Source organism: Marinobacterium rhizophilum (assembly GCF_024397915.1).
In the GTDB taxonomy this organism is placed as follows: domain Bacteria; phylum Pseudomonadota; class Gammaproteobacteria; order Pseudomonadales; family Balneatricaceae; genus Marinobacterium_A; species Marinobacterium_A rhizophilum_A.
In genome coordinates this window covers 3,251,663-3,269,412 of sequence record NZ_CP073347.1, presented here as the reverse complement: position 1 = coordinate 3,269,412, position 17,750 = coordinate 3,251,663, and the positions used below count along the sequence as shown (strand labels likewise).

General features: G+C 60.9%; 16 protein-coding genes. 9 read left to right on the top strand and 7 right to left on the bottom strand.

The genetic code is table 11. The features are described from left to right. The first annotated feature begins 205 nt into the window (after positions 1-205). From eat to KDW95_RS14670, 5 genes are all read left to right on the top strand, one after another. Positions 206-1,639 carry an ethanolamine permease gene (gene eat / locus KDW95_RS14690; RefSeq protein WP_255852568.1) on the top strand — a complete coding sequence of 478 codons (1,434 nt, stop codon included), beginning with the start codon at positions 206-208 and terminating at the stop codon, positions 1,637-1,639. 89 nt (positions 1,640-1,728) lie between these two features. Beyond that, complete coding sequence (locus KDW95_RS14685; protein ID WP_255852567.1) at positions 1,729-3,108, top strand: glutamine synthetase family protein; 1,380 nt, start codon at positions 1,729-1,731, stop codon at positions 3,106-3,108. A gap of 62 nt (positions 3,109-3,170) precedes the next feature. Beyond that, on the top strand, positions 3,171-4,562 hold the full coding sequence (locus KDW95_RS14680; protein ID WP_255852566.1) for an aldehyde dehydrogenase family protein: 1,392 nt from the start codon (positions 3,171-3,173) through the stop codon (positions 4,560-4,562). Positions 4,563-4,622: 60 nt separating this feature from the next. Continuing rightward, complete coding sequence (locus KDW95_RS14675) at positions 4,623-5,792, top strand: iron-containing alcohol dehydrogenase (RefSeq protein WP_255856522.1); 1,170 nt, start codon at positions 4,623-4,625, stop codon at positions 5,790-5,792. Positions 5,793-6,017: 225 nt separating this feature from the next. Beyond that, positions 6,018-6,722: a glutamine amidotransferase-related protein gene (locus KDW95_RS14670; RefSeq protein ID WP_255852565.1), complete on the top strand. Its 705-nt coding sequence runs from the start codon at positions 6,018-6,020 to the stop codon at positions 6,720-6,722. A gap of 148 nt (positions 6,723-6,870) precedes the next feature. Here the strand turns inward: KDW95_RS14670 and KDW95_RS14665 are convergent, their stop codons facing one another. Next, positions 6,871-7,821, bottom strand: a complete 951-nt coding sequence (locus KDW95_RS14665) for a LysR family transcriptional regulator (protein WP_255852564.1) — start codon at positions 7,819-7,821, stop codon at positions 6,871-6,873. Positions 7,822-7,914: 93 nt separating this feature from the next. Beyond that, on the bottom strand, positions 7,915-8,076 hold the full coding sequence (locus tag KDW95_RS14660) for a hypothetical protein (RefSeq protein WP_255852563.1): 162 nt from the start codon (positions 8,074-8,076) through the stop codon (positions 7,915-7,917). 244 nt (positions 8,077-8,320) lie between these two features. Between KDW95_RS14660 and KDW95_RS14655 the strand changes: the two genes are divergently transcribed. The 3 genes from KDW95_RS14655 to leuA all read left to right on the top strand — a co-directional run bounded on the left by KDW95_RS14655 (position 8,321) and on the right by leuA (position 11,191). Next, positions 8,321-8,446, top strand: a complete 126-nt coding sequence (locus KDW95_RS14655) for a hypothetical protein (protein ID WP_255852562.1) — start codon at positions 8,321-8,323, stop codon at positions 8,444-8,446. A 51-nt stretch (positions 8,447-8,497) separates the two neighbouring features. After that, a complete protein-coding gene (locus tag KDW95_RS14650; protein ID WP_255852561.1) occupies positions 8,498-8,824 on the top strand; it encodes a sodium:solute symporter family transporter in 327 nt (108 codons plus the stop codon). A gap of 684 nt (positions 8,825-9,508) precedes the next feature. Next, on the top strand, positions 9,509-11,191 hold the full coding sequence (leuA, locus tag KDW95_RS14645) for a 2-isopropylmalate synthase (RefSeq protein WP_255852560.1): 1,683 nt from the start codon (positions 9,509-9,511) through the stop codon (positions 11,189-11,191). 90 nt (positions 11,192-11,281) lie between these two features. Here the strand turns inward: leuA and KDW95_RS14640 are convergent, their stop codons facing one another. From KDW95_RS14640 to KDW95_RS14625, 4 genes are all read right to left on the bottom strand, one after another. Then, positions 11,282-11,797, bottom strand: a complete 516-nt coding sequence (locus tag KDW95_RS14640; protein ID WP_255852559.1) for a disulfide bond formation protein B — start codon at positions 11,795-11,797, stop codon at positions 11,282-11,284. Positions 11,798-11,923: 126 nt separating this feature from the next. Then, positions 11,924-12,841: a DMT family transporter gene (locus tag KDW95_RS14635; protein WP_255852558.1), complete on the bottom strand. Its 918-nt coding sequence runs from the start codon at positions 12,839-12,841 to the stop codon at positions 11,924-11,926. A 53-nt stretch (positions 12,842-12,894) separates the two neighbouring features. Next, on the bottom strand, positions 12,895-13,782 hold the full coding sequence (locus KDW95_RS14630) for a DMT family transporter (RefSeq protein ID WP_255852557.1): 888 nt from the start codon (positions 13,780-13,782) through the stop codon (positions 12,895-12,897). 566 nt (positions 13,783-14,348) lie between these two features. Beyond that, complete coding sequence (locus KDW95_RS14625) at positions 14,349-15,257, bottom strand: LysR substrate-binding domain-containing protein (protein WP_255852556.1); 909 nt, start codon at positions 15,255-15,257, stop codon at positions 14,349-14,351. A 354-nt stretch (positions 15,258-15,611) separates the two neighbouring features. Between KDW95_RS14625 and KDW95_RS14620 the strand changes: the two genes are divergently transcribed. Beyond that, positions 15,612-16,724, top strand: a complete 1,113-nt coding sequence (locus KDW95_RS14620; RefSeq protein WP_255852555.1) for an NADH:flavin oxidoreductase/NADH oxidase — start codon at positions 15,612-15,614, stop codon at positions 16,722-16,724. A gap of 63 nt (positions 16,725-16,787) precedes the next feature. On the opposite strand, the gene KDW95_RS14615 is transcribed toward KDW95_RS14620, so the two are convergent. Next, the gene (locus tag KDW95_RS14615) at positions 16,788-17,612 is read right to left on the bottom strand and encodes an ATP-grasp domain-containing protein (protein WP_255852554.1); all 825 of its coding nucleotides are present in this window, start codon (positions 17,610-17,612) and stop codon (positions 16,788-16,790) included. Positions 17,613-17,750: the final 138 nt, after the last annotated feature.

The following is a 17,750-nucleotide window of genomic DNA, read 5'->3' as shown; positions in this document are numbered from 1 at the left end:
GTCTGATATTAAACGAAAAAATCATAGTATTAAAAAAATCGATACTACCCTATTGCTGGCCTTTAACCTGTGTAGGTGTCGCGGTATCGGCGGGCTAGAGTGGCTGGCGTACCCGTTTTGCCGGGCTGGCCTGCGGGCCTTCCTGAGCGACTCAAACAATAACAACAGGCCGACCCGGGTTCCGGGATCGCAGAGGGTTTTTTCGATGACAGAGATGACGACCACCTCGGTGGGATACGAGTCCGTTTCCAGCGACTACCTCGACAAGCGCCAGCTCAAAAAGGGCGCCGCCGGCTGGATTTTGCTGGCGAGCCTTGGGGTGTCTTACGTGATTTCCGGCGACTTTGCCGGCTGGAACTTTGGCCTGGGGCAGGGCGGCTTTGGCGGCATGCTGATTGCCACGGTGCTGATGGCGCTGATGTACAGCTGCAAGGTGCTGAGCCTGGCCGAGCTGTCGGCCTCCCTGCCTACTGCCGGTGGCGGCTACAGCTTTGCCCGCCGGGCCCTGGGCCCCTGGGGGGGCTACCTGACCGGTACCGCCATTCTGCTCGAGTACGCCATTGCGCCGGCCGCTATCGCGATCTTTATCGGTGGCTACGTCAATGAGCTGTTCGGGCTCGATGGTCCGCTGGTCTATGCGGCCTTCTACGCGGTTTTTATCGGCATTCACCTGTGGGGTGCCGGGGAGGCACTGAAGATCATGATGGTGATCACCGGGCTCGCGGTGGCTGCCATCCTGGTGTTTATCGTCGGCACCCTGCCGTACTTCAGTGTTGATAACCTGTTCGATGTCAGCATTAACACGGCCGCCGCCGGTGCCAGCAGCTTTTTACCCGAAGGCTATATCGGCATCTGGGCGGCGCTGCCCTTTGCCATGTGGCTGTTCCTGGCGGTCGAGGGCGTACCGCTGGCGGCGGAAGAATGCAAGAACCCGGCGAGGGACATGCCCCGCGGCATCATCACCGCCATGGCCGTGCTGCTGGTGTTCGGTATCCTGGTACTGTTTCTGGCGCCCGGTGTGGCCGGCGCCGATCTGATGAAGGATCACGGCGCCCCGCTGGTGGGCGCGCTGCAGGCAGTTTACGGTGAGGACTCAAGCGCAGCGACCTTCGTCAACCTGGTGGGGCTGTTCGGCCTGATCGCATCCTTCTTTTCCATTATCTATGCTTATTCACGCCAGGTGTTTGCCCTGTCCCGAGCCGGCTACCTGCCACGCTGGCTGTCGGTAACCGGCAGCAACAAGGTGCCCACCCTGGCGCTTGTCGTTCCGGGCCTGATCGGCTTCGGACTGTCCCTGACCGGCGAGGGGGACCTGATGATTACCATGGCGGTGTTCGGCGCAACCATTTCCTATGCCCTGATGACCCTGTCCCACATGATTCTGCGCCGCAAGGAGCCTGAGCTGGAACGCCCCTATAAAACGCCGGGCGGTTCCCTGACCTCCGGCATCGCCTTTGTACTGTCCATCGCGGCCTTTGCCTCCACCTTTCTGGTGAGCACCGAAGCGGCCATCTGGAGTGGTGTCTTCTATGCGGTCATGGTGGCCTACTTTGCCTTCTACAGTCGCCATCGCCTCGTCGCCCGGGCACCGGAGGAGGAGTTCGAAGCCATCGCCCGGGCCGAATCCGAGCTGAGCTAAGCAGAGCCTTTGCGCAGGCCGACAGGCCTGCGGACATGACAATAAGAACGGCAGGCTGAGGCGCTCAGCCTGCCCCGAGGATATCCAAGATGATGAATCCCAGAGATGTAAAAACGGTTGCCGATGCCAAACGGATCGTGGAAGAACGCGGCCTGCGTGACGTCAAGGTGGGGCTCTATGATGTCGATGGCATCATGCGCGGCAAGTACATGTGCAAGGAGAAGTTTTTCAGTGCGCTGGAAAGCGGTTTTGCCTTCTGTGACGTGGTGCTGGGCTGGGATTCCAATGATCAGCTGTATGAAAACGTCGGCGTCAAATACACCGGCTGGCACACCGCCTATCCGGATGCACCGGTGCGGGTCCTGCCCCATACCTGCCGTGACCTGCCGTTCGAGAAGGACATGCTGCTGTTTATCTGCGAATTCGATGCGCCAGCCGATACCGTCTGCCCGCGCAACCTGTTGCAGCGCGTGCTCAAGCGCGCCGACCGGATGGGCTTTGAGCCGTACGCGGCCTTCGAGTACGAATTCTTCCTGTTCAACGAGACGCCGGACTCGATTCGCGAGAAGGGCTATCGTGACCTGAAACCCATCACCCCGGGCTTCCATGGCTATTCGATGCTGCGCAACTCCGTGCACGCCGAGCTGTACCATGATCTGCTCGAATTCTCGCGCCAGATGGATTTCCCCATCGAGGGCCTGCATACCGAAACCGGCCCCGGTGTGCTGGAGGCCGCCCTGGTGGTGGATAACGCCTCGGATGCGGCCGACAAGGCCGCGCTGTTCAAGACCTTCACCAAGGTGTGGGCACAGCGCAACAACATGATGGCCACCTTCATGGCCAAGTGGTCCAACGACTATCCGGGGCAATCCGGACATATCCACATGTCGCTCAGGCACAAGGACGGTTCCGGCTCGGTGTTCCATGACCCCACGCAGCCGCACAACATGAGCCGGCAGCAGCGCCACTTCATCGGCGGGCAGCAGAAGCTGATGCCGCAACTGCTGGCCATGATGGCCCAGACGGTGAACGCCTATTCTCGCCTGATTCCGGGCTTCTGGGCGCCCACGGATGCGACCTGGGCGGTGGAAAACCGTACCACTGCGCTGCGGGTCATTCCGGGATCAGAGAAGTCCCAGCGGGTCGAGTTTCGCCTGGGCTCCGCCGATGCCAACCCCTATATCGCCCTGGCGGCGGCACTGGGCGCGGGCCTGTGGGGCATTGAGAACGCGGTTGAACCCGAGGAGGCCGTGCAGGGCAATGCCTACAGTCAGCCGCATCCGCAGAGCCTGGCGCTGCCGCTCTCCCTGCACGAGGCCGCCGTGGCACTGCGGGATTGCGAAGCGGCCAAGGAGCTGTTCGGCGAGGCCTTTGTCGAGCATTACGCCGCCACCCGGGTATGGGAGTGCCAGGAATACCGCAAGCATGTGAGCGACTGGGAGCTGCAGCGCTACTTCGAAATTATCTGAGCCCGGCAGCAGCCGATGATCCGCCCGTCGCGACGGGTACCTGAATTGAGACGAGTACAGACATGAGCAAACAGCTGAAACCCCTGTCCCCGATTGACGGTTCCGAATACGTGGTGCGCGATTACGCCACGGCCGGCGAGATAGACGCCTGCCTGGCCCGGGCCGCCTCGGCCCAGCAGTCCTGGAAGCGCACATCGCTGCAGGAGCGCATGGCGCTGTGCAGCCGCATGGTGGATGCCTTTGTCGCCCGCAAGGACGAAATCGCACTGGAACTGTGCTGGCAAATGGGCCGGCCTATCCGCTATGCCGCCGGCGAGGTGGGCGGGCTGGAAGAGCGCGCCCGCTACATGATCGCCGCCGCCACCGAGGCACTGCAGCCGATTCAACTAGCGGAAAAATCGGGCTTCAGCCGTTATATCACCCGTGAAGCCGTGGGCACGGTGTTCGTGATTGCGCCCTGGAACTTCCCCTACATGACGGCGGTGAATGCCATCATTCCGGCGATCCTGGCCGGTAACAGCGTGATTCTGAAACACTCCGCCCAGACGCCGCTCTGCGCCGAACGCTTCGCCGAAGCCTTTGCCGCCGCCGGTTTGCCAGAGGGCGTGTTCCAGTACCTGCACCTGGCCCATGCCGACACCCAGGGCCTGATCCAGGATGAACGCATTCACCATGTCTGCTTTACCGGTTCGGTGCCGGGCGGGACCATGGTGGAAAAAGCCGCAGCAGGACGCTTTATCGGCGTGGGGCTGGAACTCGGCGGCAAGGATCCGGCCTATGTGCGGGCCGATGCGGATCTTGCCTATGCGGTGGAAACCACCGTCGATGGCGCCTTTTTCAACTCCGGCCAGTCCTGCTGCGGCATCGAGCGCATCTATGTGCACGAGTCTGTCTATGACCGCTTTGTCGAGCAGGCGGTGGTGCTGGTGAAACAATACCGGCTGGGCCGTTCCGATGATCCCGACACTACTCTGGGGCCGGTGGTGCGCGCCAGCGCCGCCGACTTTATCCGCGGCCAGGTGAGCGAGGCCGTTGCCGCCGGCGCCATCGCCCATATCAACCCGGCCGATTTTCCGCTGGATGCCCCTGGCAGTGCCTACCTGGCGCCCCAGGTGCTGACCCAGGTGCACCACGGTATGCGGGTCATGACGGAAGAAACCTTTGGCCCGGTGGTGGCCATTCAGAAGGTCAGCTCGGATGACGAAGCCGTGGCGCTGATGAACGACTCCGAGTTTGGCCTCACCGCTTCGGTCTTCACCCGGGATATCGATGCCGGCGTGGCCATCGGCGAGCAACTGGACACCGGTACCTTCTTTATCAACCGCTGCGATTATCTGGACCCGGCCCTGGCCTGGACCGGTGTAAAGAACTCCGGTCGCGGCTGTACCCTGTCGAGCGTCGGTTTTGAGCAGCTGACAAGGCCCAAGTCGTTTCATCTGAAGACCCGCATCTGAGCGCCCAACCGATTCCGGTGACCGGCCTCTGGCCGGTGACCTCAAGCAGAGAACATGAACATGAGCTATGAAAACCTGAACGCTAACTGGAACTACCCCAACAGCATTCGCGCCGGTGCCGGTCGCATCAGTGAACTGGCCGACAGCTGCAGGGCGCTGGGCATGCAGGCGCCGCTGCTGATCACCGACCCCGGTCTTGCGGCATTGCCGATGCTGGCCGAGGCCCAGGCGCAGTGCCGGGCTGCCGGGCTGCGCATCGGCCTGTTCAGCGATATCAAGGGCAACCCCACCGGCAGGAACGTCGAGGATGGCCTGGCGGCCTACCGGGCCGGCGAGCACGATGGCGTTATCGCCTTTGGCGGCGGCTCTGCGCTGGATGCGGCCAAGGCGGTGGCACTGATGGCCGGCCAGACGCTGGAACTGTGGGATTTCGAGGATGTGGGCGACAACTGGACCCGCGTTGATGCCGAGGGCGTGGCGCCGATCGTGGCGGTGCCCACGACCGCCGGCACTGGCTCGGAAGTCGGCCGCGCCTCGGTGATTACCGACGATGCGCAGCACATCAAAAAAATCATCTTTCACCCCAGGATGTTGCCGGGCATCGTGATTCTGGACCCGGCCCTGACCGTTGGCCTGCCGCCGAAGGTCACCGCCGCCACCGGCATGGATGCGCTGTCCCACAACCTCGAAGCGCTCTGCTCGCCGTTCTGGCACCCCATGGCCGAGGGCATCGCCATCGAAGGCATTCGTCTGGTGCGTGAATACCTGCCACGGGCCGTGGCTGACGGCACGGACCTGGAGGCGCGCATGCAGATGATAGTGGCGTCATCCATGGGGGCCACGGCCTTTCAGAAAGGTCTCGGGGGCATGCATGCGCTGGCCCATCCGCTGGGGGCGCTGTTCGATGCCCACCATGGCCTGCTCAATGCCATCCTGATGCCCTACGTGCTCAAGGCAAACCGCGAAGTGGTGAGGGAGCGAATCGAGCGCGCCGCCCGCTATATCGGCCTGGCCGATGCGAGCTTCGATGGCTTTCTTGACTGGGTACTGCAACTGCGTGCAGAAGTCGGCATTCCCCACAGCCTGGGCGAGATCGGCATCGACGAGAGCCAGCTTGAGAAAATCGGCCGCATGGCCACCGAGGACCCGTCCGCCGGCGGCAATCCGGTCCGTTTCAGCGCCGGGCAGTACAGTGCGCTCTGCGGTCGTGCCATTCGAGGCGAGCTCTGACTAGCCCGCTGCCGGCGCGCCCAAGCCAGCTATTAACCCGGGTCAATAGATGAAGCAGGGAGGCTTTATCATTGACTGCAGGCCAGTGCGAGCGCCATCTCTTCACCCGGGAGAATTCAGCACGTCGGCGCACCTGCGCTCATTCTTTCAGGCTAAAGAGTTATGGCGTGACGGACAAATAGGGAGGGAACCTATTTGTACAGATTAAATAAACAGGAGAGCGCGATGAAAATTGGCATTCTGCAGTGCGACGACGTGCAGGAGCAGCTGCAGCCGGCGTTCGGCAACTATCCACAGATGTTCCGTGACCTGATGCTGCAGGTCGACCCGCAGCTGGAGTTTGCGGTTTACGATGTGCGGCTCGGCGAACTGCCGGCCGATATCGATGAGTGTGATGCCTATATCACCTCCGGCAGTCGTCACGGCGTGCTGGACGGCCTGGCCTGGGTGGACGAACTGGCAGGCTTTATCCGTCGTCTCGATGCCGGCAAGAAAAAATTTGCCGGTGTCTGCTTTGGTCATCAGCTGCTGGCACGGGCGCTGGGCGGTGAGGTCGAACAGTCGGCACGGGGCTGGGGTGTCGGGGTGTCCTTCAACCAGATCGATCACCGCAAGCCCTGGATGGAGCCGTTCAAGCCGGGTATCGACCTGGTGGTCAGCCACCAGGATCAGGTTAGTCGATTGCCGCAGGGGTTCGAGGTGCTGGCCAGCAGTGCCTTCTGCCCCTATTACATGCTGCAGTACCAGGACCATCTGCTCAGCGTGCAGGGGCATCCGGAGTTTTCCAGGGAGTATTCTCGCGAATTGACCCTCAGCCGGCAGAGTCGCATTCCACCGAACCGGGTGCGTGAGGCGCTGCACTCCCTCAGTGCCGAGGTTGATGATGTGCTGGTGATGCGCTGGATCATCAATTTCTTCAACGCAGGGTAAATCGACCTATCTGTGTCCCATAGTCCGCTGCGCGCGTGCCACGGACTATGGGGTGCTGCGGGTCATTCGTAATTCGTGATTCGTAATTTGTAATTCGGGGTACCACCCCTTGCCCCTTGCCCCTTGCCCCTTGCCCCTGCCTCGAGCGCTATTCCACCTTGATCTGCGGCAGCAGCCAGCCGTATTCGGCACCGATTTCGGCCACGAAACTCTTTTGCAGGATGTGCCGGCAGTCCCGGGCGATCATGCCGGGCAGGTCGCCCAGCTCGTCCTTGCGGGTGGTGAGGGTGATCTCGCGGGCAAAACCGTGCCCCAGGGGCAGCAGCGTGACCTGGTGCTGGCGGATGCCGCTCTGGAACAGGCACAGCGGTGTGGTGATGGTGCAGCCGATATTGCTGGCCACGGCAGCGACCACGGCGAAGGAATTGTCGAGCTGCAGCCGTAGCGGCGGTTCCTGGCGCGCCAGGCGCAGAAAGCGCTCCACGTCCTGGCCGATCAGCGAGCTGGTGCTGTAACGGATAAAGTCCAGTCGCTGCAGCACCTCGGCCAGGGTTTTGGGCCCCCTGTAGTCGTTGGGTACCGCCAGTACAAAGGGCTCCTTCAGAATACGGTGGCGGTCCAGGTCCGAGTGGTCGGCCAGCGGATCGTCGGAGATGATGATGTCGGCTTGGCGCGACAGCAGCATGTGGGCGTGCAGATGGGACTGCCCGGTGATGGCGGCCCAGCTCTGGGTACGCCGGCGCAGCACATCGATCAGGGGCTTGCCCACGGCGGTGATGATGGAGTCCACCAGGGCGATCTTTACATGGCGCAGCAACTTGTAGTCGGCCTTGCGCATTTTCTGGCTGGTGAGGCGTGCCTCCTGCAGCAGGCTTTGGGCGCGGTCGTACAGGTAGCGTCCGGCAGTGGTGATTTCCATGGGACGGACGCTGCGGTCCATCAGTTCGACGCGCATCTCGGCTTCCAGGTTGGTGAGGAGCTGTGACAGCGACGACTGGCTCATGCCCAGGCGCTGTCCGGCCAGGGTCAGGTTGCCGGTTTCGGCGATCTGGACGAAAGCCTCCAGGGTACGCAGGTCAAAGCCAAAGGAAGACGACATGAAAGCCCTTGTGAGTGCGCTCAGGCAACGGAATAGGGCCTCCATTATCGTTGTGTGACAGCCGTTGGCAACTGCTGCGAAGCCCGGCGTTTGTCAGGGCCGAAATGCCGGCACGCCGACGTGCTGTACCCTGGCGGCCACCATGCGGGGCGAAAAGCAGGACAGGCCGGTGCACTCGAGCACCAGGGCATCGATGTCAGGAAGGCGATCAAGCAGGGCGCTGTGCTTTGTTGCACGGGGGATTGGCGTCTGCATTATGGACCCGGTACCGGTGACCGGTTATTGCAGCTATGCGTCCCCCGGCAAGGTTGTTTTTCGGCGCTTCGAGCCCTAGACCCGGCTCAAGTTCGGTATCATGTCTGCGGCGGATCTGCCGCGCTCGGGTATCACCCGGGTGTTTGTCGAACAGTTGCCTGCGCGTATTCTCGAACGGCAGGACGATCCGAGTCGCCTGACCGAGTGGCCAATCCGTTAACTACGAAACAGCCGGAGCTGTGACATGCTCCGGTACGATACGCTGGGCCTGATCGGTTACTTCACATTGCTGATTTACATCGGCTATCGCAGCGTCAGGAAGGTCAAATCCAGCGCCGACTTTGCCGTGGCGGGCAACCGTATCGTCTGACCCATCCTGTTTGCCACCCTGGCGGCCTCCTTTCTCGGTGGCGGTGCCTCCATGGGGCGCGCCAGCAAGGCGTTTGAAGATGGCTACGCCTTCATGTTTGCCGCCAGCGCCTTCCCCATGGCCACGGTACTGTCGGGGCTCTATATAGCGCCACGGCTGAAGCGCTATGTGAATGCACAGACCATCGGTGACATTATGGAGCAGCACTTCGGTGCACCGGCGCGCCTTTGTACCGGGCTGTTTTCGCTGGTCTTCTGTGTCGGCATTCTCGGCGCCCAGGCGCTGGCGGTGGGCACGGTGTTCCATGCGGTGATCGGAGTTGAGGTCAGCAGCGGCATTTCCATGACCGTCTTGAGACTATGTATAACGCTGCGATAGCCGCGCAGGTATTTATCCACAGCCTGTTAAGGAGGTTCCGCAATGCACTCGGCGGGGCCATCTACGGCGTGGCGGGGCTCTGTGTGCTGAGTGCCCTGGTGATCGGGTTCAGGGCTATCTGTTCTATCGAGACGAGTGCTGAAGGTGCATAGCGGTACCAGGCCCGTTGTAGGAAACAACACTAATCAAAAAATGCTGTTTATAAACATTGTTTAGTGATTATTTTGCAGGTTTTATTTTAAGTAAGCGTGAAATAACTAATTTTTATGGGTTTATTGGTTGTTATGCTCGAAATAAGCCCAGCCGGGCGCTACCTTTGCACACATTCACCCCCGGGCTCCCGCTAGAATGGCTCTACGAAATCGCTGATCTCCTCAGCGGTGCCGGCAACCGGAGCTCCCAGCAGGAGCCCGGCGACCGTTACTCTTCACAAGAGAGCCGGGTCCGCCAGCACTGCCAGAACCCCACAAGGGACTGAGTGTCAGGGCTACCCGGCCCGGTGGAGGTGCTCAGCGTTTCATCCCCTTTTTTGATGATCAGGACCAGAGCATGACGTTTTTCAGGATGCTGTCGATACGACTTTGACGCGGTTGCCGGGCCAGGAATTTCTGTGGCGCCCGGTAGCCTGCCTCTGCCACTTTCGCGAGCTGGCTCGCGACCCGTATCGCTACCTGGAGACATCCGATGAGTTCATTTGACCACCGCAAGTACCGCCCCTTCGCTCCCATCCGCAAACCCGACCGTCGCTGGCCGGACCAGATCATTGACCGTGCACCGCGCTGGTGCAGTGTCGATCTGCGCGATGGCAACCAGGCCCTGATCGAACCGATGAACGTGGTGCAAAAACGCCGCATGTTCGAACTGCTGGTCAAGCTCGGCTTCAAGGAAATCGAGGTGGGCTTTCCGGCTGCCTCCCAGCCGGATTTCGACTTTGTTCGCTCCCTGATCACCGACAACCTGATACCCGAAGACGTGACCATCCAGGTGCTGACCCAGGCACGGGACGAGCTGATTGCGCGCACCTTCGAGTCGCTGCGCGGGGCACGCCGGGCCATCGTGCATCTGTACAACTCCACCTCCACCGTACAGCGTGAACAGGTGTTTGGGCTGGATCGCGAGGGCATCAAGGCGATCGCGGTCAAGGGCGCTCACAGCGTGGCACGTCTGGCGGCACAAAATCCCGAGACTGAGTGGGCCTTCCAGTATTCCCCCGAGAGCTTTACCGGCACCGAGCTGGATTACGCGGTGGAGGTCTGTGATGCGGTCACCGCGGTGTGGCAGCCCACCCCCGAGAACAAGGTCATTATCAACCTGCCGGCCACGGTGGAGATGTCGACCCCGAACGTCTTCGCCGACCAGGTCGAGTGGGTCTGCGACCATATCGCCCGGCGAGACTCGCTGATCATCAGCCTGCACACCCACAACGACCGCGGCTGCGGCGTGGCGGCGGCGGAGCTCGGGGTCATGGCCGGCGCCGATCGTATCGAGGGTACTTTGCTGGGGAACGGTGAACGCACCGGCAACATGGACATCGTCACCATGGCGCTGAACCTGTACAGCCAGGGGGTGGACCCGCAGCTGAACCTGGCCAACATGGACGAGATTGTCGAGTGTGTGAAGGCCTGCACACAGCTGCCGGTGCATCCGCGCCATCCTTATGCCGGCGAGCTGGTGTTTACGGCCTTTTCGGGCAGTCACCAGGATGCCATCCGCAAGTGCCTGGCCAGGCGTCAGAGCGATGCGCCCTGGGAGGTGGCTTACCTGCCGATCGACCCGGAGGACCTGGGCCGCGACTACCAGGCGGTGATCCGCATCAACAGCCAGTCCGGCAAGGGCGGGGTGGCCTATGTGCTTGAGCGCGAGTACGGCATCCAGATGCCACGCTGGATGCAGATCGAGTTCAGTGCCAGGGTGCAGCAGGCCACCGAGGCCACGGCGACGGAGCTGAACGGCGAGCAGATCTGGCAGATTTTTAATGACAGCTACCTGCGACCGGTCGACAGCGGCGCCCGTATTCTGGGTTACCAGCTGAGCCGTGATAACGGCCAGGACAGCCTGAACGCCAGGATTCACTGGCACGGTGAAACCCGCTCGCTGGCCGGTACGGGTACCGGCGTGGTGGGGGCTTTTGTCGATGCGCTGAACCGTGAAATGAGGGAGTCCGTGGTGCTGGTGGAGTACAGCGAACATGCGCTGGGTGCCAGTCACGGTGAAGGTGCCGAAGCGATCAGTTTCGTGCAGATGGGGCTCAATGGCAGTCGCTACAGCGGCGTAGCGGTGAGCGAGGATATCGTTACCGCCTCGCTGAATGCGATCCTCGAGGCCCTGACCAGAGGGGGCTGTGAAGCCAAAGTAGCTGCGGCCTGAGCCTGAATCGCCAGCTGCAACGCTGAGCTGAAACAAAAAATCCCGTGCTGCAAAGCACGGGATTTTTAATGGCTGGCGTTTGGCTGAGGCTCAGAAAAAGCTTTTGCGCCGGCCCCGGGATACAAGGATCAGCCCGGTCAGCAGGGTCATGAAGGCGCTCAGCACGACCAGCACTTCGGCCATGGTGAAGCCCAGGGGCATTTCCGGCGTGTAGCCGCAGGGTTCCCAGATCTCGAAGACTTCGGGCAGCCACTGCTCGGGTGCCAGCCAGGTCGGCAGTCCCGACTCCATGCTGCAGCTGCCTTCGATCCAGCCGCGCTCGACGCCGAGCGTGGTCCAGCTGCGCTCCAGCATTCCCAGCATGGTAACAAAGCCCAGCAACTGGGCCAGTTTGCGGGTAAAGGTCCAGCCGCATCCCAGGAATCCAAGTACGCAGGCCAGAATAAAGCCCGCCAGCCAGAGCCGGATATGCACGCACAGTACACAGGGGCCGTAGCCCAGCCCGTACTGATAATAGAGCGCGATACCTTCGACGGTCAGGCCGAGCAGAATCATCGCCAGCCAGTACCAGGCGCTGCGCCCAAGAGTCGATAGCTGGTTGAACATGGGAGGGCTTCCTCAGCAAAGTATTTGCGCTATCTGAACACGAAAGCGCCGTCGGGTTCCAGAGCCTGGGTGTGATAACGACGCCAAATGGCGACATCCCTGTGAACCCGCCAGTGTGGCACGTTGCTAGGCCACGGCGGCGTTACCCGGTGCCCGGCGCAGTGCCAGCCAGGTATTGACGCTGATGGCGCCAAGAATGGCCGTGCCGCCCACCAGGGTGTGTATCGAGGTGGTTTCGCCCAGGAGCAGCCAGACCCAGATGGGGCCCAGTACCGTTTCCAGCAACAGGAACAGGCTAACCTCGGTGGACGGCAGATAGCGTGGTGCCGTCATGATCAGGATGGTCGCCAGCGGGATCTGGATCAGTCCCATCAGGGCGAGCCAGCCGTAACTGGCGGGCGCGAGCGTGAGCGGGGTAGCCAGGGGCCAGCTGATCAGTGCTGCTATGGCGCCGGCCATGGCAATGATGGGCAGGCGGGGCAAGGCCTGAAAGCGACGCAAGAGGGTAAACATCATGCCCATGCTGGCGGCCAGTACCAGTGCCGCGATATCGCCCAGCCACTGGCTGGCGGCACTCTCGGAACCGGCGAATACCACCAGTACGCCGAGTACCGATACGGCGATGGCAACCAGTGTGCGTTGCAGTACGCGCTCGCCCAGTAACAGGCGGGAAAAGAGTGCGGCAAATAGCGGTGAACTGGCGAGTATCACCACCGTATTGGCGGTATTGGTATGGCTGATGGAATACACGAACAGCCAGGTATTCACGCCGTAGAGGCTGGCGATGGCGATGCCGCCGAGCCACAGAGCCGGTGTTGTGGGCCAGCGCTGGCGTTTGCGCCAGTACAGGCACAGCAAACCGGTGGCCAGGCAGGTGAAGGCGCCGCGCCAGAAGGTGACGTTATAGGAGGAACTGTCGGCCAGGCGGATCAGCAGGGCATCGAAGCTCAATACCAGCACGCCACAGGCGGCAATCAGCATGCCCTTGGCGTGGTTGTCGTACGGTCCCGGCGGGACGCCTGTGGTGGTGCTTGAAACGGACATGTAGTGGACTCTCTCGGGCCCGGGATGTTTTGGCATCCGGGCGATTAACGGGTTTAAAACAGCAGCCGGGCGGGCTTGATCCGGTGGCCCCAGAAAAAGATCGCCAGGCCACCCATGATTACGGCGGTACCGCTCCAGACGCTTGGGCTCACCTGTTCCTTGTTCAGCAGGCTGCCCAGCAGCAACGCGAATACGGGCGTAACCAGGGTAACCAGGGCCACGGTGCTGGGTGCCAGCTTGCTGAGAATATGGAAATAGCTGACAAAGCCGATCAGCGAGCCGAACACCGCCAGGTACAGAATGGCCCAGGGCGAGTGACTGCTGAAATCGAAAGTCGGCGCAGTGCCATCCAGCAACAGCCACAGCAGACCGTAACAGGGCAGGCTGAGCAGCAGCGCACCGACGGTATGGGGCAGCGGATGAATCGCCAGCGCCTCGCGCTTGACCATGACCGCGCTGAGGCTGAACAGCAACACCGCCAGCAGCAATAGCGCAATGCCAGGCCAGGTATCGCGACTCAGGGTGGTATCGTCCATAAAGATCCATGCCAGGCCCGACAGGGCGAGGATGCAGGCCAGCCAGCGGTGCGGCGCCAGTGGCGCTTCGCGCAGCAGCACCTGCGCCAGCAGCGCTGACAGTACCGGTGACAGGCCAAAGGTCACCGAGATCAGGCCGGAGGGGACAAAGCGCACGGCCAGGTAGGTGGCGCTCATGGCACCGAAGATCCCCAGTGTCGCGCAGGCGTAGGATTTGAGGGCGCCACGGTGCCACGGCATGTCCAGTCGCAGCCCGCGCACCAGCAGCCAGCCCAGCACCGCGGCAATGCCCATGCGCAGCCAGGCGGCCATCACCGGGTTAACGGTTTCGCTGCTCCAGGCGACCCCCAGGGGGGTTGTGGCCCAGATCACCAGGACAGCCAGGTAGGCACTTGGCACGGACATCGGTTTCTCCTTGTCGAGTACGGAAACATCCTGTTTCCGAGGCCGTTTTCGGCGCCCGCAGGCTTCGTTCATCCCTATGGGTGACCCTGCTCCAGCGCATCCCTGCGCTCGCAGGATGCCCGCCACGGAAGGCGGAAAATCCGTTATTGCAGGAGCAAATAACGGTAAGTACATCCCTGTACAGAAAAGGCCGCAGGCGGTGAGCGCTGCGGCCTTGGAACCCCGGTTACTGACTGGAACCGGTTAACTCCCGACCGCAGATGGCCACATCCAGCGGGCCACAGGGATCAGCCAGAATGATGTGTGCGTGCGGATGCAGGACAGTGAGGTCATGGGAAATCCAGTTCAGTGAAACAGAAGCATGCGCCATTTCTAATCATTCGGTCAACCCTGGGGGCGGCCCTGTGCACCAAAGCTGTGCATCAATGTAGTAGCGCCAGCATAGCGCCGACGGTCGCGTCCGGTGATGCTCTGCACGACGTTGGCGACGCTGTTCGCGCCCCCTGGACTTGGGCAGTGCGTATCGGATGCTGCCGCCGCCGGCAGCACCGAAGGAAGTCTGGCGCTTAACTGATTCCACCGGTGCGGTATTCGGGTAGCTGTGCCAGTAGCCAGGTTTTCAGCACAGTGGCAGCCTGGCTCAGGGGCTGGCGTTTCGGATGGACCAGGTAGTAGCTCTTATCCAGGGGTAACCGGTGCGCGAAGGGCTCAATCAATTCTCCCCGTTCCAGCTCTTCGTGCACCAGCAAAGCGTTGCATAACACCAGGCCCTGGCCCCGTTTGGCGGCATCAATGGCGAGCAGGGTTTGATCGAAGTGCAGTGTAGTTATCTGCTTTCTGGCCTGGGTATCGATGGATGTGAATTTTGAGAGCCAGTCGTCCCAGAAAGGGTACAGGCTGGCAACAATCAGGGTTGCGCCCCCAAGCTGGTCTGTATTTTCCAGTGACAGTGAGTCGCGGTATGAGGGCGCGCAGAATAACCTGGCCTCGTCATCAGATATCAGCTGCACATCCAACGTGGAGTCACGGCCGTCAAAATGGCGTATGGCCAGGTCTACGGTTTCACGCTGGAAATCAACGGAATTATTGGACGCGCTGATGTGTACTTCAATGGCTGGATAGCGGCTCACAAAGTCCCCCAGACGGGGACCGAGCCACTTGGCTGCCAACGTCTGTGACAGGGACAAACATACGGAATCTGCCGGCCGCTCCCGGTACGCTACGCTGGCCGAGCTTATCTGTTCCAGGGCGGGGGCTATGTGGCTGTAATAAGTCATGCCAGGTCCGGTGACACTTAGCTGACGGACCTGACGCACAAACAACGGATAGCCCAGCCACTGTTCAAGTTTCTGAACCTGCTGCGATACCGCGCCCGGGGTGAGGCACAGCTCATCGGCAGCTCGCTTGAAGCTGGCATGGCGCACGGATGCCTCGAAGGCAACCAGTGCTCGTAACGGCGGCATTGGTTTATGCACAGTTGATCTCCTATGAAATAGATTATCTATTTCATGTGTAAGAATAAATCGTTTGTCGTCACAGAACAAACAGCCAAAATAGGGATGCCGTTGCTCGATTCACAACGGTCGTTACTAGCCTTGCTGTAGCAGAAGCCTTAATCGGCTCTTTTGAGCCTGCACGCAGGAGAGGTCTGGACTATGTGGTGGTTATTCTCCCCGGAGGTCGGAGCGGGATTCAGGTTAACGGTTCGGTGCTATTAATACCGGAGGCCGTTTATATCATCAACATCGATTTAATGCCTGGTGCAGTGTTATTCACCTTGAAACTGTTTTTTATTAAAGCCAGAAAACAATGCAGTCCTCACTTTTATAATGAACTCAATAAAGGAGTTGATCGTGTCTAAACTTTTCTCCCCCTTGAAAATAAAAGATGTCACCTTTAGAAATCGAATCGGCGTTTCTTCCATGTGCCAGTATAGCTCGATCGAGGGTGTTGCGACCGATTGGCACCTGGTGCACCTGGGTTCCAGGGCCGTCGGCGGCGCGGGGCTGATCATGGCAGAGGCAACAGCGGTCACGGCCCAGGGGCGCATCACTCCCGGTTGCGCCGGCATTTGGAATGACGACCAGGTCGAGGCCCTGATTCCGATCACCGCTTTCATGGAACGGCATGGCGCTGTACCCGGCGTTCAAATTGCCCACGCGGGCCGCAAGGGGAGTGCCGCCCGGCCCTGGGACGGCGGGCAGCACCTGGAAGACAGTGAAGGAGGTTATGAGACCCTTGCTCCGGGTGACGAGCCTTTCGATCGAGACGGTCTGCGCCTGTGGAAAACACCAAAGATGATGACGTTGAGCGACATAGAACAGACGCAGGATGCGTTTGTGGCGGCTGCAAGGCGTTCAGTGGCGGCGGGTTACAAGCTGCTAGAGATTCACGCGGCCCATGGCTATCTGCTGCACAGCTTTTTCACGCCCATCGCCAATAATCGCACCGACCAATACGGGGGCTGTTTTGAAAATCGGGCCAGAATGCTGCTGGAAACGACCTGCAAGGTTCGGGAGGTCTGGCCGGAAAACCTGCCGCTGGCCGTGCGGTTATCTGCCGCTGACTGGGATGAGCAGGGCTTGAGCATTCATGACAACGTTCAAATGGCCAGGTGGCTTAAGGAGCTTGGCGTGGATATTGTCGACTGCAGTGCCGGGGGAGCAAGCCCCGCTTCAAGAAGCTCGATCGGCAATCGCAACGCCGATCAGATAGGCCTTGCAGCCAGTATCAGGGAAGGTGCCGATATCATGACGATGGCCGTAGGCACTATTAGCGATCCCGGGCAGGCAGAAAACATAATTGCCAGCGGGCAGGCCGATATCGCCTTGATCGGGCGTGAAATGCTGCGTGATCCCTACTGGCCATTTCATGCGGCCCAGTCCCTGGGTGTTGATACCAGGGCCATCATGCCGGTTCAAAATGCATTCTTTGTTGGTTAGAAACGGGGGTAGCCCGGCGCAGGCTACGGCGCCGCTGGAGGGCAGCGACGCCAGGTGGGGAGGTTAGACGGCGAGGGGCCAGATTGGCGTCGGTCGCAACGGGTCGTCGTCCGGGTTGTCGCAGTCGATGCGACGTTGCAGGTAGTCGAGAATCACGCCGGGGATATCGTTGTTGATCGACCCCAGGCCACGGTTGCCGAACAGGCGGTTGAACTCCAGCACGAAGGGATAGCCGTCCACCATGGCGATATCGAAACCGGCATGGTCGATCTCAAGCGCCGTGGCCAGGCGCTGCACCAGTGCGAGGGCCGCCGCCGGCAGCGGACTGTTGTCGATCTGACCGCCGCGGGACAGGTTGTTGTAAAAGCCCTGCTCGGATTGCCGGCGCCAGAAGCCACCCAGTACGCGGTCGCCGACCCAGACGATGCGCAGGTCGCGATCAATGGGCAGAAATTCCTGCACGTAGAGGCTGGGTGTTAGGCCGAGGTAGTGCTGCCAGTCGGCGCGGTTCTCGATCAGGAACACGCCCTCGCCCATGGAGCTTTTTGGAATCTTGGCGACGAAAGGCAGAGCCATCTGCTGCCACAGGTGCTCGGCTGACACCGGGTCATTGGGGCCCATGAGTGTCCAGGGCACATGCTCGGGGGCCACGCTCATGAAGGCGCGGGTCATCTCGATCTTGTTGTGGCCGAGAAGATAGGAGGCGAGACTCGGAAATATGCGCCGCTTCAGGGCGAATACCACTGGATTGACCTGCCAGTATTCCGGGAACAGCACCCAGTCAGCTTCCCGCACCCTGGCGAGCTGGGTGAAGAAGAGTTCAGGCTTGATGTAATTTGTCTCGGGAAGGCGCAGGGTGCGAAAAGCGTCGAAGGACACCAGTTTCATACATGGGCGAGCTCAATGGCAAAAGTTGCGCGGATTTTAATCACAAGGCGGTCACTCGGGAATAGCCCGATAGCCTGATTGGAACTATTTTTTTAGTCGGGCCGGGGTACACTGAGGCGAAACAGTCCCGCACCCCTG

Excerpts from the sequence above, each read along its gene's own strand:
- leuA (WP_255852560.1), top strand. The coding sequence starts at position 9,509 with ATGAGTTCATTTGACCACCGCAAGTACCGCCCCTTCGCTCCCATCCGC.
- KDW95_RS14655 (WP_255852562.1), top strand. The coding sequence starts at position 8,321 with ATGCTCCGGTACGATACGCTGGGCCTGATCGGTTACTTCACATTGCTG.
- KDW95_RS14665 (WP_255852564.1), bottom strand. The coding sequence starts at position 7,821 with ATGTCGTCTTCCTTTGGCTTTGACCTGCGTACCCTGGAGGCTTTCGTC.
- KDW95_RS14680 (WP_255852566.1), top strand. The coding sequence starts at position 3,171 with ATGAGCAAACAGCTGAAACCCCTGTCCCCGATTGACGGTTCCGAATAC.
- KDW95_RS14635 (WP_255852558.1), bottom strand. The coding sequence starts at position 12,841 with ATGTCCGTTTCAAGCACCACCACAGGCGTCCCGCCGGGACCGTACGAC.
- KDW95_RS14670 (WP_255852565.1), top strand. The coding sequence starts at position 6,018 with ATGAAAATTGGCATTCTGCAGTGCGACGACGTGCAGGAGCAGCTGCAG.
- KDW95_RS14615 (WP_255852554.1), bottom strand. The coding sequence starts at position 17,612 with ATGAAACTGGTGTCCTTCGACGCTTTTCGCACCCTGCGCCTTCCCGAG.
- KDW95_RS14650 (WP_255852561.1), top strand. The coding sequence starts at position 8,498 with ATGGGGCGCGCCAGCAAGGCGTTTGAAGATGGCTACGCCTTCATGTTT.
- eat (WP_255852568.1), top strand. The coding sequence starts at position 206 with ATGACAGAGATGACGACCACCTCGGTGGGATACGAGTCCGTTTCCAGC.
- KDW95_RS14685 (WP_255852567.1), top strand. The coding sequence starts at position 1,729 with ATGATGAATCCCAGAGATGTAAAAACGGTTGCCGATGCCAAACGGATC.
- KDW95_RS14675 (WP_255856522.1), top strand. The coding sequence starts at position 4,623 with ATGAGCTATGAAAACCTGAACGCTAACTGGAACTACCCCAACAGCATT.
- KDW95_RS14620 (WP_255852555.1), top strand. The coding sequence starts at position 15,612 with ATGAACTCAATAAAGGAGTTGATCGTGTCTAAACTTTTCTCCCCCTTG.
- KDW95_RS14640 (WP_255852559.1), bottom strand. The coding sequence starts at position 11,797 with ATGTTCAACCAGCTATCGACTCTTGGGCGCAGCGCCTGGTACTGGCTG.
- KDW95_RS14660 (WP_255852563.1), bottom strand. The coding sequence starts at position 8,076 with ATGCAGACGCCAATCCCCCGTGCAACAAAGCACAGCGCCCTGCTTGAT.
- KDW95_RS14630 (WP_255852557.1), bottom strand. The coding sequence starts at position 13,782 with ATGTCCGTGCCAAGTGCCTACCTGGCTGTCCTGGTGATCTGGGCCACA.